Below are 26465 nucleotides of genomic sequence, written 5' to 3'. Positions count from 1 at the left end.
CACCACCCCCCCAGAAGGAGCCGTACCATGACCGTCACCGACACCGTCCGCGCCTTTCCCTCCGCCCCCTCCCGGCCGGCGCCCGCCTCCGCCGGTGAGCTGGACGCCCGTGCCCGCGAGGTCTACGCCCGGGTGGACGGGGGAGACATCGGCGGGCTCCTCGAACTCTTCAGCGACGACGTCGTCTACGAGCGCCCCGGCTACCAGCCGATCGTCGGGCGCACCTCCTTCGAGCGGTTCTACCGCGAGGCCAGGGTGATCCGCGAAGGCGTCCACACCCCCGACTCCGTGGTCGTGGGCGAGGACGGCCGCGTGGCCGTCCAGGGAAGCTTCGCCGGCGTCCTCAAGGACGGCACCTCGGTCTCCCTGCGCTACGCGGACTTCTTCACCTCCGGGCCGGACGGCCGCTTCCGCCGCCGGGACACCTACTTCTTCTCGCCCATGGTCTGACCGGGGCAGCGGACGGGGCAGACCGGCAACTGCCGTCGATCTGCCCCGCTCGTGTGCCGGGGACACGGGAGACGCGGAACTACGTTTCTGCTCGTACCGCAACGGCGGTCTCTGTGATCACCCGACGACGAGGAACCGTGCGATGTCCCCCCACCATGACGAGACCTGGCCGCTCAGTGAATCGCAGAGCGGGATCTGGTTCGCCCAGCAGGCCGACCCTGCGACACCGATGTTCGTCAATGCCGAGTACCACGAGATCGAAGGCCCGCTCGACGCCGAGGTGCTGGCGCGTGCCGTCGACAGGGTCGTCGAGGAGTCCGAGAACCTCCGGCTGCGCTTCATCGGCACCGACTCCGGACCGGTGCAGTACCCCGACCCCTCGGCACGCCGGCCCCTGAGGGTGGTCGACCTGAGCGGGGCCCCCGACCCCCGAGGCGCGGCACTGGAGTGGATGCGCCAGGACGTGGGCCGCGCACCGGACCCGTACACGGACGACCTGTGCGCCTTCGTCCTCTTCCGGATCGGCGAGCAGCACCACCTCTGGTACGTGCGCGCCCACCACCTCGTCGTCGACGGCTACACCTTCATGCTCCTGGCCCGCCGGACCGCCGAGGTGTACACCGACCTGGCCGCCGGAGCCGACCCTCTTCCGGCCTTCGGCTCCTTCCGGGAGCTGCTGGACGAGAACCTGCGCTACCGGACCGGCGACGAGGGCGCCGCCGACCGCGCCTACTGGGAGGCCCGGCTGGCCGGGGCCCCGTCGTACACCTCCCTGACCGGCCGTGTCGCCCCGCCCTCCCACCACCACCTGCGCTCCACCAGCGTCATCGGGGAGGAGGGGCTGGCCCGCATCGAGGCGGCGGCCGCCCGGATCGGGACGGGGTGGAAACAGGTGCTCATGGCCGCGGCCGCGGTCTACACGCGCCAGTGGTCGGGGGAGGAGGACGTCCTGCTCAGCCTGCCCGTCGCGGCGCGGGCCACCCCGCTCAGCCGCCGGACCCCCGGTATGCAGTCCAACGTCGTCCCGCTGCGCTGCTCGGTCACCCCCGGCACCACGTTCGCCGAACTCGCCCGGACGGTGGCCGCCGACCTGCGCGCCTGCCTCCCCCACCAGCGCCACCCGATCGCCTCGGCCCTGCGCATGCTCGGACAGACCGCCGACGCGCGGCACGAGTGCGGACCCATCGTCAACATCATGGCGTTCGACTACGGCCTCTCCTTCGCGGGCCTGCACGCGACGTCGCACAACATCTTCCAGGGACCGATCGAGGAACTGCGGATCGACATCCTCCAGCGCGAACGCGGAGGCCCCCTGCACGTCGACTTCGATGCCAACCCGGCGGTCTTCTCCCCCGAGGAGCTGGAGCGCCACCGCCGGAGCTTCGAGGCCCTGGTCGAGCAGCTGTGCGCCGCACCCGACACGGCGGTGCGGGACGCCGACGGCCTGGACCCGGCCGACCGCCTCCGCCAGATCACGGAGTTCAACGCGACCGGGAGCGGGGTGTGCGATCGGACGGCTGCCGAGGTGTTCGGGGAGCGGGTGCGGGAGGCTCCGGACGCGGTGGCGGTGGTGTTCGGTGAGGAGCGGCTGACCTACGCCGAGCTCGACGAGCGTGCGAACCGGTTGGCCCACCACCTGGTGGCGCGCGGGGTCGCGCGGGGCGAGGTCGTGGCGGTCCTGCTGGAGCGCGGGCCCGATCTCGCGGTGTCGGTCCTGGCGGCGGTGAAGGCGGGGGCCCCGTACCTGCTCCTGGATCCCGCCTTCCCCGACGAGCGGCTGGGCTCGCTGGTGGAGGGTGCGGGAGCGCGTCACCTGGTGACGTGTGCGCAGCAGGCGGGGCGCGTGTCCACGGTCTTCCCGCCGGTGGCGGTGGACACCGACGCGGAGGTGATCGCGTCGCGGCCGGGGGCGGCCCCGGGTGTGCCCCTGGGCGCGGCCGACGGCCTGTGTGTGATGTTCACGTCGGGTTCGACGGGGCGTCCCAAGGGTGTGCTGGTGCCGCATCGTGCGGTGGTGGGGACGCTGCGGGGTCAGGACTTCGCGGACTTCGGTGCGGATCAGGTGTGGTTGCAGTCGGGTCTGCTGTCGTGGGACGTGTTCGCGCTGGAGTTCTGGGGCTCTCTGCTGAACGGGGCGCGGTGTGTGCTGCAGCCGGGCCGGCACACGCGCCCGGAGTTGATCGAGGCTCTGGTGGCCGAGCACGGGGTGACGACGCTGTGGCTGTCGGCGGGGCTCTTCAACCTGATGTTGGACGAGTATCCGCGGGTGTTTTCGGGTGTGCGCCAGGTGATGACCGGTGGCGAGGCGCCCTCGGTGGAGCACCTGCGCCGGTTCCGGGAGATGTTCCCGGGGGTGCGGCTGGTGCATGGCTACGGGCCTGTTGAGGCCATGATCTTCACCAACGCGATGACGTTGGACGACATGTCCGGGGACTGCGCCCCGGTGGGCCGTCCGCTGTCCGGTAAGCGGGTGTATGTGCTGGACGAGCGGCTGCGCCCGCTCCCCGTGGGCGTGGCCGGTGAGGTGTATGCGGCGGGTGTGGGTCTGGCCGACGGTTATCTGGGTCAGCCGGTGGCCACAGCGGAGCGGTTCCTGCCGGATCCGTTCGGCGGTCCGGGGGAGCGGATGTACCGGACGGGTGACCTGGGGAGGTGGACCGAGGACGGTCATCTGGTGGTGGTGGGCCGTGCTGACGGCCAGGTGAAGATCCGCGGTTTCCGTATCGAGCCCGGCGAGGTCGAGACCGCGTTCACGGCGCTGCCGCAGGTGGCGGCGGCCGTGGTGACGGCCCACGGCGGCACCGTCGGGGAGAAGCGCCTGGTGGCCTACGTGGTTCCGGAGCCGGGGGCGGACCTGGAGCCGGTGGAGCTGCGGGCCCGGGCTGCCGAGGTCCTCCCCGAGCACATGGTGCCCTCGGCCGTGGTGCCGCTCGACGCGCTGCCCCTCAACGACAGCGGGAAGCTGGACCGGCGTGCGCTTCCCGAGCCCGATTTCGGGGCGCTGTCGCGGGGGCGTGCCGCACGCGATGCGCGCGAGGAGGTCCTGTGCGGGCTGTTCGCGGAGGTGCTGGGGCTGGAGTCGGTGACCATCGACGACTCCTTCTTCGACCTGGGCGGGCACTCCCTGCTGGCCGCACGCCTCATCGCCCGGATGCGGGAGGTGTTCGGCTCGGAGGTCACCCTGCGCGAGGTGTTCGCCCGACCGACGGTGGCGGCCCTGGCGGAACAGGTGGCGGACGGCGGCCCCCGGGCCCCGGAACTGCCGGCGGTCGTTCCGGTGGACCGTCCGGAGCGGGTTCCGCTGTCGTTCGCGCAGCGGCGGTTGTGGTTCCTGGACCGGTTGGAGGGGCCGAACACGACGTACAACATTCCGGTGGTGCTGCGTCTGTCGGGTGCGGTGGACGCGGGCGTGCTGGAGGCGGCGCTGGGTGATGTGGTGGAGCGCCACGAGTCGCTGCGCACGGTGTTCCGCGAGGCCGAGGGCGAGCCCTACCAGCACGTCCTCGACCCCGGACCGGCCCGCGAGGCGCTGGTGTTCGAGCACGGGGCGGAAGCCGCGTCCTCACCTGTCCCCCTGGCCGAGTACCGGTTCGACCTGTCGGCGGAGCTGCCGGTGCGGGCACGGTTGGCCGAAGAGCCCAGTGGGTGGTGTCTGGAGCTGCTGGTGCACCACATCGCGGGTGACGGTGCCTCGATGGGCCCGCTGCTGCGGGATCTGGAGGAGGCCTACCGGGCCAGGAACGACGGTCAGGCTCCGGCGTGGGAACCGCTGGAGGTCCAGTACGCCGACTACGCCCTCTGGCAGCGGGAGTGGCTGGGCTCGTCCGGCGGGGTGGGTTCGGACGAGGACGGCACGGGTGTGCTGTCGCGTCAGGTGGAGTACTGGCGGACCGCTCTGGAGGGTGCTCCGGAGGAGTTGGCTCTGCCGTGGGACCGGGTGCGTCCCGCGGTGGCCTCGCACCGGGGCGGGTTCGTACCGCTGGCTCTGCCCGACGAGGTGGGTGCGGCTCTCGAACGGGTGGCGCGTGCGCACGGGTGCACGCTGCACATGGTGTTGCAGGCCGCGGTGGCGGTGGCGCTGTCTCGGTTGGGCGCGGGGCCGGACATCCCCCTGGGCACGCCGGTGGCCGGGCGGTCGGGCCGTGCTCTGGAGGACCTGGTGGGGTTCTTCGTGAACACGGTGGTCTCCCGGGTGGATGTGTCGGGGGATCCGTCGCTGGGTGAGTTGCTGGGTCGGGTGCGGGATCGGGCCTTGGTGGATCTGGAGCACGGGGACGTGCCGTTCGATGTGCTGGTGGAGGAGCTGAATCCGGTGCGTTCGGCGGGCCGCAACCCGCTGTTCCAGGTCATGCTCACCCTCGAACACGACACCCTGGTGCCCCTGGACCTCGGCGGCACCTCCGCCCTGCCGGAACTGGACCCCGGCTACGACATCGCCAAGTTCGACCTGGAGCTGTCCTTCTCCCGGACCTCCGCCGGAGCACTCCGGGGCCGTGTGGGTTATGCGGTGGATCTGTTCGAGGAGTCGACGGTGCGCCGGCTGGCCGGTGTGCTGGTGCGGGTGCTGGAGCAGATGGTCCGGGACACCAGTGCGTCGGTGCACGGTATGGACGTGGTGTCGGATTCTGATCGAGCCGCGTTGGAGGCGTGGAACGCCACCGGGAGCGGGGTGGCCGACCGGACGGTGGCGGAGGTGTTCGAGGAGCATGCCCGCCGGGATCCGGGTGCGGTGGCGGTGGTGTTCGGCGAGGAGCGGCTGACCTACGCCGAGCTCGACGAGCGCGCGAACCGGCTGGCGCACCACCTCCTCGCGCGGGGAGCGGCCAAGGGTGACGTGGTGGCGATCCTGCTGGAACGCGGGCCGGACCTGGCCGTCGGTGTCCTCGCCGCTGCGAAGGCGGGAACGCCGTACCTGCTCCTGGACCCGGGGTTCCCCGACGAGCGGCTGCGCTCCCTGGCGGAGAGCGCGAACACCCGCTACGTCATCGGACGCGAACTGTTCGCGGACAGGGTGGTCACCGCCCATGCCCCCGTTCTCGTGGACACCGACGCGGAGGTGATCGCGTCGCGGTCGGGGGCGGCTCCGGATGCCGGTGTGGGGGCGGGGGATCCGTTCGGGGTGATTTTCACGTCGGGTTCGACGGGGCGTCCCAAGGGTGTGCTGACCTCGCATCGTGCGGTGGTGGGGACTTTCCTGGGCCAGGATTTCGTGGATCTGTCTCCGGATCAGGTGTGGTTGCAGTGTGCTCCGGTGTCGTGGGACGGGTTCGTGCTGGAGTTCTGGGGTGCGCTGCTGTCGGGGGCGGCCTGTGTGCTGCAGCCGGAGCGGTCTCCGGAGCCGGGTCGGATCGCCGAGTTGGTGGTGCGCGAGTCGGTGACGACGCTGTGGTTGTCGGCGGGGTTGTTCAACCTGTTGCTGGATGAGTATCCGCGGGTGTTTTCGGGTGTGCGCCAGGTGATGACGGGTGGTGAGGCGCCGTCGGTGGAGCATCTGCGCCGGTTCCGGGAGGCTTTCCCGCCGGTGCGGTTGGTGCACGGGTACGGGCCGGCCGAGGCGATGATCTTCACCAACGCGATGGCGGTGGAGGAGGTTTCCGAGGGCCGAGTGCCGGTGGGTCGGCCTCTGGCGGGCAAGCGGGTGTACGTGCTGGACGGCCGGTTGCGGCAGGTGCCGGTCGGGGTCGTGGGCGAGGTGTATGCGGCGGGTGTGGGTCTGGCCGACGGTTATCTGGGTCAGCCGGTGGCCACGGCGGAGCGGTTCCTGCCGGATCCGTTCGGCGGTCCGGGGGAGCGGATGTACCGGACCGGTGACCTGGGGAAGTGGACCGAGGACGGTCATCTGGTGGTGGTGGGCCGCGCCGACGGCCAGGTGAAGATCCGCGGCTTCCGGATCGAGCCCGGCGAGATCGAGACCGCACTCGCCGCGCTGCCCCAGGTGGCCGCAGGCGTGGTGACCGTGCACGAGGACAGCTCCGGTGACAGGCGGCTGGTCGGATACGCCGTACCTGCTGACGACTCACCCCGGATCGACGGTCCGGAGCTTCGGTCCGAACTGTCGGCGGTGCTTCCCGAGCACATGGTGCCGTCGGCGGTCGTGGTGGTGGACCGGCTGCCGCTGACCCCGAACGGGAAGGTGGACCGGCGTGCGCTGCCGGAGCCCGATTTCGGGGCGCTGTCGCGGGGGCGTGCTGCGCGCGATGCGCGTGAGGAGCTCCTGTGCGGGCTGTTCGCGGAGGTGCTGGAGTTGGAGTCGGTGACCATCGACGACTCGTTCTTCGATCTGGGCGGGCACTCCCTGCTGGCCGCACGCCTCATGACGCGCATCCGCTCCTCCCTGGGCGTGGAGATCACGCTCAAGGACCTCTTCCAGACCCCCACCGTCGCCGAACTGGCTGCCATGCTCCGGGAAGGGGGACGGAAGGACGGCCGGCGTCCGCAGCCGCGGCGTATGGAGCGTCCGGAGCGGATTCCGCTGTCCTATGCCCAGCGGCGGTTGTGGTTCCTGGACCGGTTGGAGGGGCCGAACACGACGTACAACATTCCGGTGGTGCTGCGTCTGTCGGGCACGGTGGACGCCGGCGTGCTGGAGGCGGCGCTGGGTGATGTGGTGGAGCGGCACGAGGTGCTGCGCACGGTGTTCCGCGAGGCCGAGGGCGAGCCCTACCAGCACATCCTCGACACCGATCGGGCAAGGGAGATGCTCGTCCTCGACCGGGGCGAGCACACCGACATCTCGGTCCCCCTGGCCGAGTACCGGTTCGACCTGTCGGCGGAGCTGCCGGTGCGGGCGCGGTTGTCCGAGGATGTCGGCGGCGGGTGGTGTCTGGAGCTGCTGGTGCACCACATCGCGGGCGATGGCGCCTCGATGGGGCCGCTGCTGCGGGACCTGACTCGCGCCTACGAGGCACGTCGCGCCGGCGTCACGGACGACCGTGCTCCTCTCGCCGTGCAGTACGCCGACTACGCCCTCTGGCAGCGGGAATGGCTGGGCTCGTCCGGCGGGGCGGGTTCGGACGAGGACGGCGGAAGTGTGCTGTCGCGTCAGGTGGAGTACTGGCGGACGGCTCTGGAGGGTGCTCCGGAGGAGCTGGTTCTGCCGTGGGACCGGGTGCGTCCTGCGGTGGCTTCGCACCGGGGTGGGTTCGTGCCGATCTCCCTGCCTGAAGGTATGGCCGAGAGGTTGGAGCGGGTGGCGCGTGTTCACGGGTGCACGCTGCACATGGTGTTGCAGGCCGCGGTGGCGGTGGCGCTGTCGCGGTTGGGCGCGGGGCCGGACATTCCGCTGGGTACGCCGGTGGCCGGTCGGGGTGAGGGTGTGTTGGAGGACCTGGTGGGGTTCTTCGTGAACACGGTGGTCTCCCGGGTGGACGTGTCGGGGGATCCGTCGCTGGGTGAGTTGCTGGGTCGGGTGCGGGATCGGGCCCTGGTGGATCTGGAGCACGGGGACGTGCCGTTCGACGTGCTGGTGGAAGAGTTGAACCCGGTGCGTTCGGCGGGCCGCAACCCGCTGTTCCAGGTCATGCTCACCCTCGAACACGACACCTTCGGAGACGTCGACCTGGGCGGGATCGGCGCGGTGGTCGAGGCCGACACCTCCGTCGACGCGGCCAAGTTCGACCTCACTGTCGCCTTCGAGTCGGACGGTTCCGGTCTGCGCGGTCGTGTGGGTTATGCGGTGGATCTGTTCGAGGAGTCGACGGTGCGCCGGCTGGCCGGTGTGCTGGTGCGGGTGCTGGAGCAGATGGTCCGGGACACCGGCGCGTCGGTGCACGGGGTGGACGTGGTGTCGGATTCTGATCGAGCCGCGTTGGAGGCGTGGAACGCCACCGGGGCCGGGGTGGCCGACCGGACGGTGGCGGAGGTGTTCGAGGAGCATGCCCGCCGGGATCCGGGTGCGGTGGCGGTGGTGTTCGGCGAGGAGCGGCTGACCTACGCCGAGCTCGACGAGCGCGCGAACCGGCTGGCCCACCACCTGGTGGCGCGCGGGGTCGCGCGGGGCGAGGTTGCCGCGGTCTTGCTGGAGCGCGGCCCCGATCTCGCGGTGTCGGTCCTGGCGGCGGTGAAGGCGGGAACGCCGTACCTGCTCCTGGACCCCGGATTCCCCGACGAGCGGCTGCGCTCCCTGGCCGACAGCGCCGGGGCGCGCATGGTGGTGACACGCCGGGAGGAGGCCGATCGGGTGCCCACGGGAGCGGAGCCGGTCCTGGTGGATGCCGACGCGGAGGTGATCGCGTCGCGGTCGGGGATGGCTCCGGATGCCGGTGTGGGGGCGGGGGATCCGTTCGGGGTGATTTTCACGTCGGGTTCGACGGGGCGTCCCAAGGGTGTGCTGACCTCGCATCGTGCGGTGGTGGGGACATTCCTGGGCCAGGATTTCGTGGACCTGTCTCCGGATCAGGTGTGGTTGCAGTGTGCTCCGGTGTCGTGGGACGGGTTCGTGCTGGAGTTCTGGGGCGCGCTGCTGTCGGGCGCGGCCTGTGTCCTCCAACCAGGACGGAACCCGGAGCCCGAACTGATCGAGAAACTGTGTGTCCAGCACCGTGTGACGACCCTCTGGGCCTCGGCGGGACTGCTCAACCTGCTCCTCGACCAGCACCCGGACACCTTCTCGTACGCACGTCAGGTGATGACGGGTGGCGAGGCTCCGTCGGTGGAGCATCTGCGCCGGTTCCGGGAGGTGTTCCCGCGGGTGCGGCTGGTGCATGGCTACGGGCCGGCCGAGGCGATGATCTTCACCAACGCGATGGCGGTGGAGGAGGTTCCCGAGGGTCGCGTGCCGGTGGGTCGGCCTCTGGCGGGCAAGCGGGTGTACGTGCTGGACGAGCGGCTGCGCCCGCTCCCCGTGGGCGTGGCCGGTGAGGTGTATGCGGCGGGTGTGGGCCTGGCCGACGGTTATCTGGGCCGGCCGGCCGAGACGGCGGAGCGGTTCCTGCCCGATCCGTTCGGTGCTCCGGGCGAGCGGATGTACCGGACCGGTGACCTGGGGAAGTGGACCGAGGACGGTCATCTGGTGGTGGTGGGCCGCGCCGACGGCCAGGTGAAGATCCGCGGTTTCCGGATCGAGCCCGGCGAGGTCGAGACCGCACTCGCGGGCACGGCCGGAGTGGACCACGCAGCCGTCCTCGTCCACGGTGACACGGTGGGCGAGAAGCGCCTCGTCGCCTACGTCGTTCCTGCGGGAGAGGCCGAGGTCGACCCCGCCCAGGTCCGGATGTCGGCATCGGCGGTCCTTCCCGAGCACATGGTGCCGTCGGCGGTCGTGGTGGTGGACCGGCTGCCGCTGACCCCGAACGGGAAGCTGGACCGGCGTGCGCTGCCGGAGCCTGATTTCGGGGCGCTGTCGCGGGGGCGTGCTGCGCGCGATGCGCGTGAGGAGGTCCTGTGCGGGCTGTTCGCGGAGGTCCTGGGGCTGGAGTCGGTGACCATCGACGACTCCTTCTTCGACCTGGGCGGGCACTCCCTGCTGGCCGCACGCCTCATCGCCCGGATGCGGGAGGTGTTCGGATCCGAAGTCGGTCTGCGGGACCTCTTCCTCCATCCCACGGTGGCCGCGCTGTCCGCAGTCCTCGGGGAAGAGGGACGCAAGGGCGGCCGGCGTCCGCAGCCGCGGCATATGGAGCGTCCGGAGCGGATTCCGCTGTCCTATGCCCAGCGGCGGTTGTGGTTCCTGGACCGGTTGGAGGGTCCGAACACGACGTACAACATTCCGGTGGTGCTGCGCCTGTCGGATGCGGTGGATGCGGGTGCGCTGGAGGCGGCGCTGGGTGATGTGGTGGAGCGCCACGAGTCGCTGCGTACGGTGTTCCGGGAAACCGAGGGCGAGCCCTACCAGCACATCCTCGACCCCGGACCGGCCCGCGAAATGCTCGTACTGGAATGCGCGCGTGCCGCGGATGGTCCCTCCTTCCCACCGCTCTCCGGGCACCGGTTCGACCTGTCGGCGGAGCTGCCGGTGCGGGCGCGGTTGTCCGAGGATGTCGGCGGCGGGTGGTGTCTGGAGCTGCTGGTGCACCACATCGCGGGCGATGGTGCCTCGATGGGTCCGCTGTTGCGGGATCTGGAGGAGGCCTACCGGGCCCGGGTGGCTGGGCAGGTGCCGGCCTGGGAGCCGTTGGAGGTCCAGTACGCCGACTACGCCCTCTGGCAGCGGGAATGGCTGGGCTCGTCCGGCGGGGCGGGTTCGGACGAGGACGGCGGAAGTGTGCTGTCGCGTCAGGTGGAGTACTGGCGGACGGCTCTGGAGGGTGCTCCGGAGGAGCTGGTTCTGCCGTGGGACCGGGTGCGTCCTGCGGTGGCTTCGCACCGGGGTGGGTTCGTGCCGATCTCCCTGCCTGAAGGTATGGCCGAGAGGTTGGAGCGGGTGGCGCGTGTTCACGGGTGCACGCTGCACATGGTGTTGCAGGCCGCGGTGGCGGTGGCGCTGTCTCGGTTGGGCGCGGGGCCGGACATTCCGCTGGGCACGCCGGTGGCCGGGCGGTCGGGCCGTGCTCTGGAGGACCTGGTGGGGTTCTTCGTGAACACGGTGGTCTCCCGGGTGGATGTGTCGGGGGATCCGTCGCTGGGTGAGTTGCTGGGTCGGGTGCGGGATCGGGCCCTGGTGGATCTGGAGCACGGGGACGTGCCGTTCGACGTGCTGGTGGAGGAGCTGAACCCGGTGCGTTCGGCGGGCCGCAACCCGCTGTTCCAGGTCATGCTCACCCTCAGACACGGAGGCATCGACGCGATCGACCTCGCCGGCGTCACCGCGACCCCGGATCTGGACGACGACCTCGACGTCGCGAAATTCGACCTGAGCATCGGCTTCGAGTCGGACGGTTCCGGTCTGCGCGGTCGTGTGGGTTATGCGGTGGATCTGTTCGAGGAGTCGACGGTGCGCCGGTTGGCCGGTGTGCTGGTGCGGGTGCTGGAGCAGATCGTCCGGGACACCGGTGTACCGGTGCACGGCATGGACGTGGTGCCTGAGCAGGACCGGCGCGCGCTGGAGGCGTGGAACGCCACCGGGAGCGGGACGGCCGACCGGACCATGGCGGAGGTGTTCGAGGAGCATGCCCGCCGGGGCCCGGGCGCGGTGGCGGTGGTGTTCGGTGAGGAGCGGCTGACCTACGCCGAACTGGACGAGCGCGCGAACCGGTTGGCCCACCATCTCCTCGCGAGGGGAACGGCCAGGGGTGACGTGGTGGCGATCCTGCTGGAACGCGGCCCCGATCTCGCGGTGTCGGTCCTGGCGGCGGTGAAGGCGGGAACGCCGTACCTGCTCCTGGATCCGGGATTCCCCGACGAGCGGCTGCGCTCCCTGGCCGGCAGTGCCGGGGTGCGCACGGTGGTGACACGCAGCGAGGAGGCCGACCGGGTGCCCACGGGAGAGGAGCCGGTCCTGGTGGATGCCGACGCCGAGACGATCTCCCACCTGCCCGGCAGCGTCCCCGACGCCCGGGCGAACCCCGCCGACGGTGCGTGCGTGATCTTCACGTCGGGTTCGACGGGGCGTCCCAAGGGTGTGCTGACCTCGCATCGTGCGGTGGTGGGGACGTTCTTGGGCCAGGATTTCGTGGATCTGTCCCCTGGCCAGGTGTGGTTGCAGTGTGCGCCGGTGTCGTGGGACGGGTTCGTGCTGGAGTTCTGGGGTGCGCTGCTGTCGGGCGCGGCCTGTGTGCTGCAGCCGGAGCGGTCTCCGGAGCCGGGTCGGATCGCCGAGTTGGTGGTGCGCGAGTCGGTGACGACGCTGTGGTTGTCGGCGGGACTCTTCAACCTGCTGCTGGACGAGTACCCGCAGGTGTTCGCGGGTGTGCTCCAGGTGATGACGGGTGGTGAGGCGCCGTCGGTGGAGCATCTGCGCCGGTTCCGGGAGGCGTTCCCGCAGGTGCGGTTGGTGCACGGGTACGGGCCGGCCGAGGCGATGATCTTCACCAACGCACGAACCCTCTCCTCCGTCACCGAGGGCCGCGTGCCGGTGGGCGGCCCGCTGGCGGGCAAGCGGGTGCATGTGCTGGACGAGCGGCTGCGCCCGCTCCCCGTGGGCGTGGTCGGCGAGGTCTACGCCGCAGGTGTCGGACTGGCGCACGGATACCTGGGGCGTCCGACCGAGACGGCGGAGCGGTTCCTGCCCGATCCGTTCGGCGGTCCGGGGGAGCGGATCTACCGAACCGGTGACCTGGGAAAGTGGACCGAGGACGGCCATCTGGTCGTGGTGGGCCGTGCCGACGGCCAGGTGAAGATCCGCGGCTTCCGGATCGAACCCGGCGAGGTCGAGGCCGCGTTCACGGCGCTGCCGCAGGTGGCGGCGGCCGTGGTGGTGGCCCACGGTGACACGGTGGGGGAGAAGCGCCTGGTGGCCTACGCGGCCCCCGAAGCAGGGGCGGACCTGGAGCCGGTGGAGCTGCGGGCCCGGGCTGCCGAGGCGCTCCCCGAGCACATGGTGCCGTCGGTGGTCGTGGTGGTGGACCGGATCCCGCTGACCCCGAACGGGAAGGTGGACCGGCGTGCGCTGCCCGAGCCCGATTTCGGGGCGCTGTCGCGGGGGCGTGCTGCGCGCGATGCGCGTGAGGAGGTCCTGTGCGGGCTGTTCGCCGAGGTCCTGGAGTTGGAGTCGGTGACCATCGACGACTCCTTCTTCGACCTGGGCGGGCACTCCCTGCTGGCCGCACGCCTCATGACGCGCATCCGCTCCTCCCTGGGCGTGGAGATCACACTCAAGGACCTCTTCCAGACCCCCACCGTCGCCGAACTGGCCCACAAGGTCGGTCAGGCGACCCCCGCCAAGCGGGCCCGGCCCAAGCTGAGCCGGCGCACCCGCCAGGGCGTCCGGCTCTGAGCAGGCAGGCGGGGACACCGAACCGGTGTCCCCGCCCGTCCGGGGCGTTCCCCGCCCCTTCGCCCCACCACCCCGGCGAACGTCGGACACCCCAACTGCCGCCCACCCTGCCCGTCCACCTGCCGAGGCGCAGCGGCTTCCGTTCCTAGTGTCGTGAGGGAAAGCGAAACAGAAGGCGAACGCCGGCAGGCGGGACGACAGGCGGGTCGACATGCTTCCCCTTTCTTTTGCTCAGCGGCGGTTGTGGTTCTTGGACCGGTTGGAGGGTCCGAGTGCGACGTACAACATTCCGGTGGTGCTGCGTCTGTCGGGTGCGGTGGATGCGGGTGCGCTGGAGGCGGCGCTGGGTGATGTGGTGGAGCGCCACGAGGCGTTGCGGACGGTGTTTCCGTCGGTGGACGGTGAGCCGTTCCAGCGGGTGCTTCCGGTGGGGGAGGCGCGTCCTGTGCTGCCGGTGGTGGAGGTCGGTGCGGGCGGGTCGGCGGAGCGGGTGGCCGAGGCGGTGCGCCATGTGTTCGACCTGGGGTGTGAGGTCCCGGTGCGGGGGTGGTTGCTGCGGGAGTCGGAGCGTGAGCACGTACTGGTGATGGTGCTGCACCACATCGCGGGTGACGGCTGGTCGATGGGTCCGCTGCTGCGGGATCTGGAGGAGGCCTACCGGGCCCGGGCGGTCGGACGGGCTCCGGGGTGGGAGCCGCTGGAGGTCCAGTACGCCGACTACGCCCTCTGGCAGGAAGAGGTTCTCGGCTCCGCCGACGACCCCGACAGCCTGGCGGCCGAGCAGATCTCCTACTGGGAGCACGCACTGCGCGACCTTCCCGAGGTGCTGGACCTGCCGACCGACCGTCCCCGGCCCGCCGTCGCCGGCTACCGCGGTGGTATCGCCCCGATCGCCCTGGCACCCGAGACCCACCGCGCCCTCCTGCGGCTGGCGGCGGAGCACGACGCCACCCTGTTCATGGTCCTCCAGGCGGCGCTGTCGGTGCTGCTGGACCGGATGGGCGCGGGCTCGGACATCCCCCTGGGCACACCCGTGGCCGGGCGTGACGACGAAGGTCTCGAGGACCTGGTCGGGTTCTTCGTGAACACGCTGGTGCTGCGCACCGACACCTCGGGCAACCCCGGTTTCGGAGAACTGCTGGACCGGGTGCGGGAGACGGACCTGGAGGCCTTCTCCCACCAGGACCTGCCCTTCGACCGGCTGGTCGAGGCCCTCAACCCGGCCCGGTCCACCGCGCACCACCCGCTCTTCCAGGTGATGCTCGTCCTCCAGAACAACGCCGGCGGCACGATGTCCCTGCCCGGCCTGGAAGTGGCGGAGGAGCCCTTCCGCACCGGCATGGCCAAGTTCGACCTCACGTTCATCCTCGGCGAGTCCTTCGCCGCAGACGGTTCCCCGGCAGGTCTGGAGGGCGGACTGGAGTACGCCACCGACCTCTTCGACCACACGACGGCGGAGTGCTTCGTCACCCGCCTCGTCCGGGTCCTCGACACCGTGGCCGCGTCCCCCGGAATTGCCGTCGGCGACATCGACCTCCTCACCGCCGAGGAGGAGGCGAGGCTCCGCGAGTTCAACGCGACTGGGAGCGGGGTGTGCGATCGGACGGCTGCCGAGGTGTTCGGGGAGCGGGTGCGGGAGGCTCCGGACGCCGTGGCGGTGGTGTTCGGCGAGGAGCGGTTGGCCTACGCCGAGCTCGACGAGCGGGCGAACCGGTTGGCGCACCATCTCCTCGCGCGGGGAGCGGTCAAGGGTGACGTGGTGGCGATCCTGCTGGAGCGCGGGCCGGACCTGGCTGTCAGCGTCCTGGCGGCGGTGAAGGCGGGAACGCCGTATCTGCTGCTGGACCCGGGGTTTCCCGACGAGCGGCTGCGCTCCCTGGCCGGCAGTGCCGGGGTGCGCACGGTGGTGACGCGCCGGGAGGAGGCCGACCGGGTCCCGACGGGATCCGAACCGGTCCTGGTGGATGCCGACGCCGAGGCGATCTCCCGCCTGCCGGGCAGCGCCCCCGAGCCGGGGACGGGGCCTGCGGACGGCCTGTGTGTGATGTTCACGTCGGGTTCGACGGGGCGCCCCAAGGGTGTGCTGGTGCCGCATCGCGCGGTGGTGGGGACGCTGCGGGGCCAGGACTTCGCGGACTTCGGTGCGGACCAGGTGTGGTTGCAGTCGGCTCTGCTCTCGTGGGACGCGTTCGCGCTGGAGTTCTGGGGAGCGCTGCTCAACGGGGCGCGGTGTGTGCTCCAGCCGGGCCGGCACACGCGCCCGGAGCTGATCGCGTCCCTGGTGGCCAAGCACGGGGTGACCACGCTGTGGCTGTCGGCGGGACTCTTCAACCTGATGCTGGACGAGTACCCGCAGGTGTTCGCGGGTGTGCGCCAGGTGATGACCGGTGGCGAGGCGCCGTCGGTGGAGCACCTGCGCCGGTTCCGAGAGGCGTTCCCGCAGGTGCGGCTGGTACACGGGTACGGGCCCGTCGAGGCCATGATCTTCACCAACGCCCTTCCTCTCGACTCCGTCGACGGAGAGCGCGTGCCGGTGGGTCGGCCTTTGGCCGGCAAGCGGGTGCATGTGCTGGACGGCCGGTTGCGTCGGGTGCCGGTCGGGGTCGTGGGCGAGGTGTACGCGGCAGGTGTCGGACTGGCGCACGGATACCTGGGCCGCCCGGCCGAGACGGCGGAGCGGTTCCTGCCGGATCCGTTCGGTGCTCCGGGGGAGCGGATGTACCGGACGGGTGATCTGGGGAGGTGGACCGAGGACGGTCATCTGGTGGTGGTGGGTCGTGCCGACGGCCAGGTGAAGATCCGCGGCTTCCGGATCGAGCCCGGCGAGATCGAGACCGCCCTGGTATCCCACCCCGACGTCACCCAGGCCGCGGCGGTGGTCCACGGTGACACCGTGGGGGAGAAGCGCCTGGTGGCCTATGTGGTCCTCGAACCCGGATCGTCCGCCACCCCCTCCTCCCTGCGTTCGGACCTGGCCTCCGCCCTTCCCGAGTACATGGTGCCCTCGGCCGTGGTGCCGCTCGATGCGCTGCCCCTCAACGACAGCGGAAAGCTGGACCGGCGTGCGCTGCCCGAGCCCGATTTCGGGGCGCTGTCGCGGGGGCGTGCCGCGCGCGATGCGCGCGAGGAGGTCCTGTGCGGGCTGTTCGCCGAGGTGCTGGGGCTGGAGTCGGTGACCATCGACGACTCGTTCTTCGATCTGGGCGGGCACTCCCTGCTGGCCGCACGCCTCATCGCCCGGATCCGCGGTGCGCTGGAAGCCGAACTCACCGTCCGCGACCTGTTCCGCGCCCCCACCGTCGCCGGGATCGCACGGACGCTGGAGCAGAGCGGTGCGGTGCCTCTCCGTGCGGCCCTGAGCCGGCGCGAACGTCCGGAGCGGGTTCCGCTGTCGTTCGCCCAGCGGCGGTTGTGGTTCTTGGACCGGTTGGAGGGTCCGAGCGCGACGTACAACATTCCGGTGGTGCTGCGTCTGTCGGGTGCGGTGGACGCGGATGCGCTGGAGGCGGCGCTGGGTGATGTGGTGGAGCGCCACGAGGCGCTGCGGACGGTGTTTCCGTCGGTGGACGGTGAGCCGTTCCAGCGGGTGCTTCCGGTGGGGGAGGCGCGTCCTGTGCTGCCGGTGGTGGAGGTCGGTGCGGGCGGGTCGGCGGAGCGGGTGGCCGAGGCGGTGCGCCATGTGTTCGACCTGGGGTGTGAGGTCCCGGTGCGGGGGTGGTTGCTGCGGGAGTCGGAGCGTGAGCACGTACTGGTGATGGTGCTGCACCACATCGCGGGTGACGGCTGGTCGATGGGTCCGCTGCTGCGGGATCTGGAGGAGGCCTACCGGGCCCGGATGCTCGGACGGGCTCCGGGGTGGGAGCCTCTGGAGGTCCAGTACGCCGACTACGCCCTCTGGCAGCACGAACTGCTGGGGGACGACGCCGCTCCCACGGAACTGCTCAGGGAGCAGAGCGAGCACTGGAAGGAGTTCCTCGACGGCATCCCCGAGGTGCTGGACCTGCCCGCCGACCGGCCCCGACCCGCCGTCGCCGGCTACCGCGGGGACGTGCTCACCTTCGAGATTCCCGCCGACGTCCATGCCAGGCTGGCACGGATCGCGGCGGAGCACGACGCCACCCTGTTCATGGTCCTCCAGGCGGCGCTGTCGGTACTGCTGGACCGGATGGGCGCGGGCTCGGACATCCCCCTGGGCACACCCGTGGCCGGGCGGTCGGACCGTGCGCTGGAGGACCTGGTCGGGTTCTTCGTGAACACGCTGGTGCTGCGCACCGACACCTCGGGCAACCCCGGCTTCGGGGAGCTGCTGGACCGGGTGCGGGAGGCGGACCTGGAGGCCTTCTCCCACCAGGACCTGCCCTTCGACCGGCTGGTCGAGGCCCTCAACCCTGCCCGGTCCACCGCGCACCACCCGCTCTTCCAGGTGATGCTGACCTTGCAGAACAACGCCGGGACGATGCTGTCCCTGCCCGGTCTGGAGGTGGCGGAGGAGCCCTTCCGCACCGGCATGGCCAAGTTCGACCTCACGTTCTCCCTACGGGAACGGCGCGGTCAGGACGGCTCCCCGGCAGGTCTGGAGGGCGGACTGGAGTACGCCACCGACCTCTTCGACCGGGAGAGCGCCGCACTCCTCACCGCCCGGCTCGCCCTCCTGCTCGACGAGGCCTCGGCCGACCCCGGGCGGGGCGTGCGCGACCTCCCCCTCGCCACGGGGGCGGAGTACCGCCGGGCCGTGCACGAGTACAACGACACCGCGGCCCCGGGCCGGCCCCGCGTCCTCGTCCACGAGCTGTTCGAGGACCGGGTCCGCGAGACACCCGACGCGGTCGCCCTGGTCGGCGACGGGGAGAGCCTGACCTACGCCGAGCTGAACACGCGCGCCAACCGGCTCGCCCACCACCTCGCCTCGCTCGGGGCGGAACCGGAATCGGCGGTGGCCGTGCTCGTGGAGCGCTCCGTCGACCAGCTGGTCGCGACCCTGGCCGTCGTCAAGTGCGGGGCCGCCTACGTGCCCCTGGCCGACTCCTTCCCGGTCTCCAGGGTCCGGGACATCATGGCCGACACCGGCGCCCGCGTCCTGGTCACCGACCGCGAGGGGGAGGTCCCCGCGGCCGAGGCGGAGCAGGGGACGGCCGTCGCACAGGTCCGCGACGTCCCCGCCGGCCTGCCCGACCGCGACCCCGCCGTCAGGGTGGGGGACCGGGCCCTCCTCTACGTCATGTTCACCTCGGGCTCCACCGGCCGGCCCAAGGGCGTCGCGGTGGACCACCACAACGTCGTCCAACTGGCCCTGGACCACTGCTGGGACGGGGAGAACCACCGGCGGGTCATGGTCCACTCGGCGTACGGCTTCGACGCCTCGACGTACGAGATCTGGGTGCCGCTGCTCCGCGGCTCGACCCTCGTGGTCGCCCCCCGGACCGACGGGGACGCGCACGTGCTGGCGCGGACCATCCGCGACCACGGCGTCACCGCCGCCTACTTCACGACCGGCCTGTTCAACGTCATGGCCGACGAGTGCGTCGAGGGGCTGGCCCTGCTGCGCGAGGTGTGGACCAGCGGCGACGTCGCCTCCCCGGCGGCCGTGCAGCGGGTCCTGGACCACTGCCCCGACACCGTGGTCGTGCACGGCTACGGGCCCACGGAGACCACGGTCTGGTCGAGCTACCAGACCTTCGGGACCGGGCAGCGCCGCCTGGACGAGCTGACGCTGGGCACCCCGATGGACAACACGACCATGTACGTCCTGGACGACAGGCTGCGGCCGGTCCCGCCCGGAGCGACCGGGGAGCTCTACATCGGAGGCTCCCACGTCGCCCGCGGCTACGTGGGGCGCCCCGACCTGACCTCGGAGCGCTTCGTCGCCGACCCCCTCGGCGAACCCGGCCGGCGCATGTACCGCACCGGCGATCTGGTCCGCTGGACCCGCCAGGGAGGTATCCGCTTCATCGGCCGGGTCGACGGTCAGATCAAGATCCGCGGCTTCCGCATCGAGCCCGCCGAGGTCGAGGCCGTCCTCGGTGCCTGGCCGGGGGTGGCGCAGTGCGCCGTGGTCGTCCGTGAGGACCGCCCCGGTGACAAGAGGCTGGTCGCCTACACCGTCATGGAGGCCGGATGCACGCTGGACCGGGAGTCGGTGCGCCGGAGCATGGGCGAGACCCTGCCCGACTACATGGTTCCCTCCCTGTTCGTCGCGCTGGAGCAGATGCCGCTCACCGGCAACGGCAAACTGGACCGCCGGGCCCTGCCCGCACCCGACTACGGCGCCCTGTCCCTGGGGCGCGGACCCCGCACGCCCCGCGAGGAGGTCGTCTGCGGAATCTTCGCGGAGGTGCTCGGACTCGAACGCGTCGGCATCGACGACTCGTTCTTCGACCTGGGCGGACACTCGCTGCTGGCCACCCGCCTCGTCAGCGGTGTCAACGAGGCGACCGGCCTCGGCCTGGGGGTGCGCGACCTCTTCCAGACCCCCACGGTCGCCGGACTCCTGGGCGAGGAGGACAGGTCCGGAGCCCTGGACGTCCTCCTGCCCCTCAGAACCGAGGGAGGCGAGAACCCGCTCTTCTGCGTCCACCCGGCCGCGGGTATGAGCTGGTGCTTCGCCGGCCTGACCCGGTGGCTCGGCGACGGGCAGCCGGTCTACGGGCTCCAGAGCCGGACCCTCACCGAACCCGGGTGGCTCCCCGCCACAGTGGAGGAGATCGCCCGTGACCACCTTCGGGAGATCCGGAGCGTACAGGCCCGAGGACCCTACCGGCTCCTGGGCTACTCCTTCGGAGGACTGGTCGCCCACACCATGGCGGCCCTCCTCCAGGAGGAGGGCGAGGACGTGGAACTGCTCGCCCTCATGGACTCCTATCCCGTCCACGGGATCCGGGACACCCCCGGACCCGGCCACGAGCAGCTCATGGACATGCTGCTGGGGAGACCGCCGGAGGACCTTCGGCCCGGCTCCCGGCAGGAGGAGCCCCCCGACATCGCCCGGGTCGTCCGCGAACTACGCGCAGCGGACCCGGTGATGGCCGGTTTCGCCGAGGCCGAGGTGACCGCACTGGTCACGGCAGCGGTGAACCACATGGAGATCGCCCGCGACCACGTCCCCCGTGTCTTCGACGGTGGCATCACCTTCTTCCGTGCGGAGCTGGGACGTGTCGACGGGGCCCCCGACACCGATGCGTGGACCGAGTACGTGAAGGGAGGGATCGACGTCCACCGGGTCGGTGCGACACACGGACAGATGGCGGAGCCGTCGCCGATCGAGCAGATCGGCGGTGTGCTGGCCGGACTCCTGAAGGCAGAGAGACGCGCCGGGCAGAGCGGCGCGATGAAGGAGATGCTGAGATGACGAACCCGTTCGAGGACAGCGAAGGCCGTTTCCGTGTCCTGGTCAACGACGAGGGACAGCACTCGCTGTGGCCGTCGTTCGCCGACGTCCCGGCCGGCTGGACCGTCGCGAAGGACGAGGACACCCGCCAGGCGTGCCTGGACCACATCGAGGAGAACTGGACCGACATCAGGCCCCTGAGCCTGGTCGGCTGACGGAGAACGACCACGGGCGGAGCGCGCCACGAGCGCGCGCACCCGCACCCGGCCGCCCCGGCACCACCGGCCGGCCGAACCCCGACCGGACCACCGCACCGGTACGTCCCCACGCGAGCCCCGGACACGGAGAGAGACCCTCTCCGTCCGGGGCTCGCGTGCGTCGCGGGAGCGGTGCGGAGACTGCCGGTGTGCTGCCGCAGGAAACTACCCGCCGCCGGCCGGAGCCCTCCGTAGCCTTCTTCGTGGTCGGCCCCGGGTCCGGCGGCCGGCTCCACGGCCGGTGCGCTCCCTCCCGGGTACCGGGAGGGCGGGAAACCGGCGAGCGCCACGGATGGGGTACGGGAATGCGGATATCGGAAGGCCGGACGACCGGTGGCACCAGTTCACCTGCGCAGGCGCCCCTTCGCCTGCGCGCGAGGCCGGGGGCCGGCGGCATCGGGTTCGGCTCGTGCGACGCGCACCACGGAGAGATCCTGCAAGGCGTGTTCGAGCACGGGGGCGAGCTCGTACGCGGACTGGTGACCCTGCCCTGCGACCTCTACCGCTCCTACGCGGTGTTCGAGCCCTCGCCGGTGCCGGTGCTCACGGTGGCGCCCGCGGACCGGGCCAAGGCGTTCCGGGCCGCGGCGGAGACGCTCGCCGTGCTGGGCCGCTCCTACACGGGCGGGCACCTCTACATCGAGTCGGGGGCGCCGCTGTCGCGCGGCTTCGGCTCCTCGACCAGCGACGTCATCGCGACGGTCCGGGCCGTCCACGACGCGTGCGGCTGGGTCGCGGACGGCGAGGTCACCGCCAGACTGGCCGTCGCCTCCGAGAAGGCCTCGGACTCCCTCATGTTCGAGGAGCACGCGGTGCTCTTCGCGCAGCGCTCGGGCTTCGTCGTGGAGAGGCTCCCGGCCCCGCTTCCCCCTCTGGCCGTCCTCGGGTTCGGGACGAGCCAGGACGGGGCCGGCGTCCCCACCCTGGGGATGAGCCCCGCCGTCTACGGCGACGCCGAGGTCGCCGCCTTCGCCGAACTGCGGACGTCGCTCCGCGAGGCCGTGGCGGCACAGGACGCGGCCGGCGTCGGCGCGGTCGCCTGGGAGAGCGCCCGCATCAACCAGCGCCACCTGCCGGTACCGGGCTACGCCGATCTGGAGTCCCTGGCCGTCCGCTGCGGCGCGGTCGGCCTCCAGGTGGCGCACAGCGGCGACATCGCCGGCCTGATGTTCGACTGCGCGGACCCCGCGCTCGGGCACCGGCTGGACACCGCCGAGGCCGGACTCCGGGAGCTGGGCGTGACGAGCAGCTGGCGGTTCACCACCCGCGGACATGGGAAGGACACCCCGTGAAACAGCAGACCCCCCTTTTCGACTCCATGGTCGAGGCAATGGCCATGCCCCGCTTCGTGCGCCTCCGTCCCAACCTCTACGCGGTCGTCTTCAGCCTGATGAAGATCCTGCCGGCCAAGCACATGGTCGAGCAGGCCCGTGCCGACGGCCGACTCTCCCCGGGCACGCCCGTCCTGGAGACCTCGTCGGGGACCTTCGCCCTGGGGCTGGCCATGGTCTGCCGCCGCTGGGGCCACCCGCTGACCATCGTGGGCGACCCGGCGATCGACCCGGCCCTGCGCGTCCGGCTGGAGATGCTGGGGACCCGGGTGGAGATCGTCGACGACTTCGACGCCCCCGGCGGTATCCAGGGGGCGCGGCTGGCCCGCCTGGAGGAGCTGCGCCGGGAGCAGCCCGGCGTGTTCGTGCCGGGGCAGTACGACAACCCGGGAAACCCCGCCTCCTACCTCCCCGTCGCCGAACTCGTCGCGGGCACGGTCGGAAGGGTGGACCGCCTCGTCGGCCCCGTGGGCTCCGGCGGCTCCAGCGGAGGCATCGCCGGTGCGCTGCGCATGTTCGGCGAGGAACTGGAACTGGTCGGTGTGGACACCCCCGGCAGCGTCCTCTTCGGCCTGGAGAACGGCCCCCGCCCCCTGCGCGGCCTCGGCAACAGCCTCTACCCGGGCAACGTCGTCCACCGGTCCTACGACGAGGTCCACTGGGTGAGCGCCGCCGCCGCGTTCCACACCACACGGCACCTGTTCGCCGAGCGCGGCGTGTTCGCCGGCCCGACGAGCGGGGCCGCGCTCCTGGCCGCGGACTGGCACGCGCGCCGATCCCCGGAGGAGACCACCGTCGTCGTCTTCCCCGACGACGGGTACCGGTACCAGGACACCGTCTACTCCGAGGACTGGCTGCGCGACCAGGGGCACTGGGCCCCCGACCTCGCGGACGACCCCCTCCTGGTGCGGAAGCCCTGCGGCCTGGACCCCCACTGGACGCGGATGCGCTGGGACCGGCGCCCCGCCCCCCGGCACGCCGTGGCCCGCTGACGGCCCGCTGCTGGCCAGCACCCCGACCTCGCACCGACCACCGGAGACCCCCGATGACAGACACCACCGCCCCCGCAATGATCGCCACGGCGGATCTCATGGACGAGCACGGCGCCCTCGCGGTCTGCTCCGCCCCCTTCCGCAGCTTCGGCGGCAGGTCCGCGTTCCACGGACCCCTCGCCACCGTCCGGTGCCACGAGGACAACGGCCTGGTCAAGGCCGCCGTCGCCGAGCCGGGTCGCGGCCGCGTCCTGTTCGTCGACGGCGGCGGCTCACTCGGCGCCGCCCTGGTGGGGGACAACGTGGCCCGTACCGCCGCCGGCAACGGCTGGGCGGGCATCGTGGTCAACGGCGCGGTCCGGGACACCCGGCAGCTGGCACACGTCGACATCGGCGTCCTCGCCCTGGGCACCCACCCCCGGCGTCCCTCGCACCTGGGGGCGGGCGAGACCGGTGTGCCGGTCGTCTGCGGCGGCACCGTCCTCCGGCCCGGCCGGCTCCTGTTCGCCGACGAGGACGGCGTCGTGGTCGCCCCGGACGACATGCCGCCCGCGTTCCCCGGCCTTTCCTCCCACCTCTGACCCCCACCTCCGACCCCCCGAGGAGCAACCGTGACCACCGCTGTACCGACGGAGAAACCGAACGCCCTGGGAAAGGACTTCTCCCGCTTCTGGTCGGGAAGCCTGCTGAGCAACCTCGCCGACGGCATCATGCTGACCGTGCTGCCCATGGTCGCCGCGATGCTGACCAACGACCCCATCCTGGTCTCGGGCCTCATGGTGGCCCGCTTCCTGCCGTGGCTGCTCCTGGGCCTGTTCGCCGGGGTGTTCGTGGACCGCCTGGACCGGGGCAGGATCATGGTCGTCGCGAACTTCGTCAGAGGCGGGGCCGTCGCCGCCCTCGCGGTCCTCGTCGCGACCGGGAACGCCTCGATCTGGGCCCTGTACGCCGTGATGTTCACTGTCATGACGTGCGAGGTCTTCTACGACCTCTCCGGCCGTGCGATGCTGCCCGCCCTGGTCCCGGCCTCGGGGCTGGAGAAGGCCAACGGCCGCCTCGTGGGCGGCAAGACCGTCACGGAGGACTTCGCGGGAGCCCCGCTCGCGGGCCTGCTCTTCGTGGTCGCCGCCGCGCTGCCCCTCGCGGTCAACGCCGGGGCCTACGTCCTGGGGGCGGTCGTCCTGCTCGGGCTGCCCCTGGCGGTCCGGCGGGCCCGTCCGGGCGGCGAACCGGACGAGGGCGCCTCCTCCGGCGCGATGGGCGCCGTCCTGGCGGAGATGCGCGCCGGACTCGCCCACGTGTTCACCGACCGCGTGCTCCGCCCGACCGTGCTGTTCGGCGCCCTCGTCAACATGGCCTTCATGGCCCAGGCCGGCATCCTGGTGCTCCTGGTCCAGGAGTACCTCGGCGTCCCCGAGGCCCTGTACGGCGTGTTCCTCGCCTCCTCCGCGGTGGGCGCGCTCGCGGGGTCCGTGCTGGTGGGGCCGATCACGAGCGCGCTGGGCCGGTTCCGCACCGAGCTGGTGTCCTTCGGCCTCATGGGCCTGTGCTGCCTGGTCTTCGGCCTGGTCCCCAACGCCTACGTGGCGGCCCTGGCCTGGATGGTGCTCGGTGCCGCCATGACGGTGTCCAACGTCGTCATGATCGGCGCGGCGCAGCTCATCGTCCCCGGCACCCACCTGGGCCGGGTCATGTCGGTGATGCAGGTCATCGGCTTCGGCCTCGCCCCGGTCGGTTCCCTGCTGGGCGGCCTCCTGGGCCGGGTGGAGCTGAGCTACGTGCCCGTCGCGTCCGGTGCGGTGATCCTGGCGGCCCTGGTCCTCAACGCCGGGGCCCTGCGCCGGCTCACCCGCCGCGCCGACGAGGCCGCCGCGGCCGCCGGATGACACCGGGCAGGGGGCGGCCCCCGACGGTTCGAAGCCTCCCCGGGAACACGCCCCGGTTGCGGGACCCGATGCGAAGCGCGGCCCGGGGCGCCGAGATGCCGCAACCGCCGCGGATTCTGCCGGCAGCAGTATGCCCTGGCGTGCCGGGAATCCGGCGGGGGAGACTGCCGGCATGAGACTTCTGGTGCTGGGTGGTACGGATTTCGTCGGATGGGCCGTGGCCGAGGAGGCGCTGGAGCGGGGGTGGGACGTCACGGTGTTCCACCGGGGGACCCGCCCCTCCCCGGAAGGGGCGGCCGTGCTCCACGGGGACCGGACGGCACAGGACGGCCTGCGCGCCCTGGAGAAGGGTGAGTGGGACGCCGTCGTCGACACCTGGTCGGCCGCTCCCTGCGCGGTCGCGGCGGCCGCACAGCTGCTGGCCGACCGGGTCGGCCACCACTCCTACATCTCCAGCCGCTCCGTCTACACCTTTCCCTCACCGCTGGGAGCCGACGAGAGCTGGCCGACGGTGGACGCCGATCCCGAGTCCGACGGAACCGACTACGCGGCGGACAAGCGCGGGGGTGAGCTGGCCGCCGAGGGGGCCTTCGGCAGCCGGGCCCTCGCGGTCCGCGCGGGCCTGATCCTCGGCCCTCGCGAGAACGTCGGCCGCCTGCCCTGGTGGCTGGGTCGGATCGCCCGGGGCGGGCCCTTCCCGGCACCCGGCCCCGCCGACCTGCCGATCCAGTACGTGGACGCCCGCGACCTGGCCGCCTGGACCTTGGACGCCGCCGCGTCCGGGCTGTCGGGGCCGTACAACCTGGTGAGCCCGGTGGGGCACGCCACCATGGGAGACCTGATCACCGCCTGCACCGAGGTCACCGGCTCGGGTGCCGAACCCGTGTGGATCACCCCCGAACAGGTCGCCGCGGCCGGGGTGGAACCGTGGACGCAGCTGCCGGTGTGGGTGCCGCCGGGCGAGGCGCACGACGCGATGCACGGCAGCGACGTCTCGCGCGCACTGGCCGCCGGCCTGCGCTGCCGTCCCGTCGCCGAGACCGTCGCCGACACCTGGGAGTGGCTGACCTCTCTCGGTGGCACTGCCCCGCAGCGCTCCGACCGCCCCGTACCGGGCCTGCCCGAGGGTGCGGAGGAGCGGCTGCTGGCCGGCGCACGGTAGGTCAGCAGGCACGCAGACGGGCGGCTGCCATGCGCAGGGTGAATGGCAGTCTGCCGCAGCGGTGCGCGATGTCGGCGCAGGCGGCCTGCATCGCGGCCACCGCCTCCGGGGCGGCGACATGGCGGATCAGCTCGACCGACGACTCCTCGGAGAGGACATCCAGGTGCAGGCGGTGGGCGCCCGACAGCGCGACCAGCGGCACCAGGCTGCTCCTCCTGGCGCCTCCGCCCTGGAGAGGCGATCGCGCTCACG

Annotated in this window: 10 protein-coding genes; 9 read left to right on the top strand and 1 reads right to left on the bottom strand. The window is 71.9% G+C overall.

Annotated elements, in window-relative coordinates; translation table 11 throughout:
* Positions 1 to 27: 27 nt before the first annotated feature.
* From FHS13_RS01755 to FHS13_RS01715, 9 genes are all read left to right on the top strand, one after another.
* Positions 28 to 450: a nuclear transport factor 2 family protein gene (locus tag FHS13_RS01755; protein ID WP_184286272.1), complete on the top strand. Its 423-nt coding sequence runs from the start codon at positions 28 to 30 to the stop codon at positions 448 to 450.
* Positions 451 to 592: 142 nt separating this feature from the next.
* Positions 593 to 13261 carry a non-ribosomal peptide synthetase gene (locus tag FHS13_RS01750; protein WP_184286270.1) on the top strand — a complete coding sequence of 4223 codons (12669 nt, stop codon included), beginning with the start codon at positions 593 to 595 and terminating at the stop codon, positions 13259 to 13261.
* 211 nt (positions 13262 to 13472) lie between these two features.
* The gene (locus FHS13_RS01745; RefSeq protein WP_184286267.1) at positions 13473 to 20606 is read left to right on the top strand and encodes an amino acid adenylation domain-containing protein; all 7134 of its coding nucleotides are present in this window, start codon (positions 13473 to 13475) and stop codon (positions 20604 to 20606) included.
* A complete protein-coding gene (locus tag FHS13_RS01740) occupies positions 20603 to 20800 on the top strand; it encodes an MbtH family protein (protein ID WP_184286264.1) in 198 nt (65 codons plus the stop codon). The genes FHS13_RS01745 and FHS13_RS01740 overlap by 4 nt, the downstream gene beginning before the upstream one ends.
* Positions 20801 to 21285: 485 nt before the next feature.
* The gene (locus FHS13_RS01735) at positions 21286 to 22134 is read left to right on the top strand and encodes a GHMP family kinase ATP-binding protein (RefSeq protein WP_184286261.1); all 849 of its coding nucleotides are present in this window, start codon (positions 21286 to 21288) and stop codon (positions 22132 to 22134) included.
* Entirely contained in the window at positions 22131 to 23165 is a 1035-nt protein-coding gene (locus FHS13_RS01730; protein WP_221442194.1) for a pyridoxal-phosphate dependent enzyme, read from the top strand. The genes FHS13_RS01735 and FHS13_RS01730 overlap by 4 nt, the downstream gene beginning before the upstream one ends.
* A 53-nt stretch (positions 23166 to 23218) precedes the next feature.
* A complete protein-coding gene (gene rraA / locus FHS13_RS01725) occupies positions 23219 to 23746 on the top strand; it encodes a ribonuclease E activity regulator RraA (protein WP_184286258.1) in 528 nt (175 codons plus the stop codon).
* A gap of 30 nt (positions 23747 to 23776) precedes the next feature.
* The gene (locus tag FHS13_RS01720) at positions 23777 to 25051 is read left to right on the top strand and encodes an MFS transporter (RefSeq protein WP_343064867.1); all 1275 of its coding nucleotides are present in this window, start codon (positions 23777 to 23779) and stop codon (positions 25049 to 25051) included.
* Between the two features lie 172 nt (positions 25052 to 25223).
* Positions 25224 to 26213 carry an NAD-dependent epimerase/dehydratase family protein gene (locus tag FHS13_RS01715; protein WP_184286255.1) on the top strand — a complete coding sequence of 330 codons (990 nt, stop codon included), beginning with the start codon at positions 25224 to 25226 and terminating at the stop codon, positions 26211 to 26213.
* Position 26214: 1 nt separating this feature from the next.
* Here the strand turns inward: FHS13_RS01715 and FHS13_RS01710 are convergent, their stop codons facing one another.
* On the bottom strand, positions 26215 to 26415 hold the full coding sequence (locus FHS13_RS01710; RefSeq protein ID WP_184286252.1) for a hypothetical protein: 201 nt from the start codon (positions 26413 to 26415) through the stop codon (positions 26215 to 26217).
* Between the last annotated feature and the right edge of the window lie 50 nt (positions 26416 to 26465).

It is taken from the genome of Nocardiopsis algeriensis (assembly GCF_014203695.1).
GTDB classification, from domain to species: Bacteria; Actinomycetota; Actinomycetes; order Streptosporangiales; family Streptosporangiaceae; genus Nocardiopsis; species Nocardiopsis algeriensis.
This window is presented reverse-complemented; position numbering and strand designations above follow the sequence as displayed.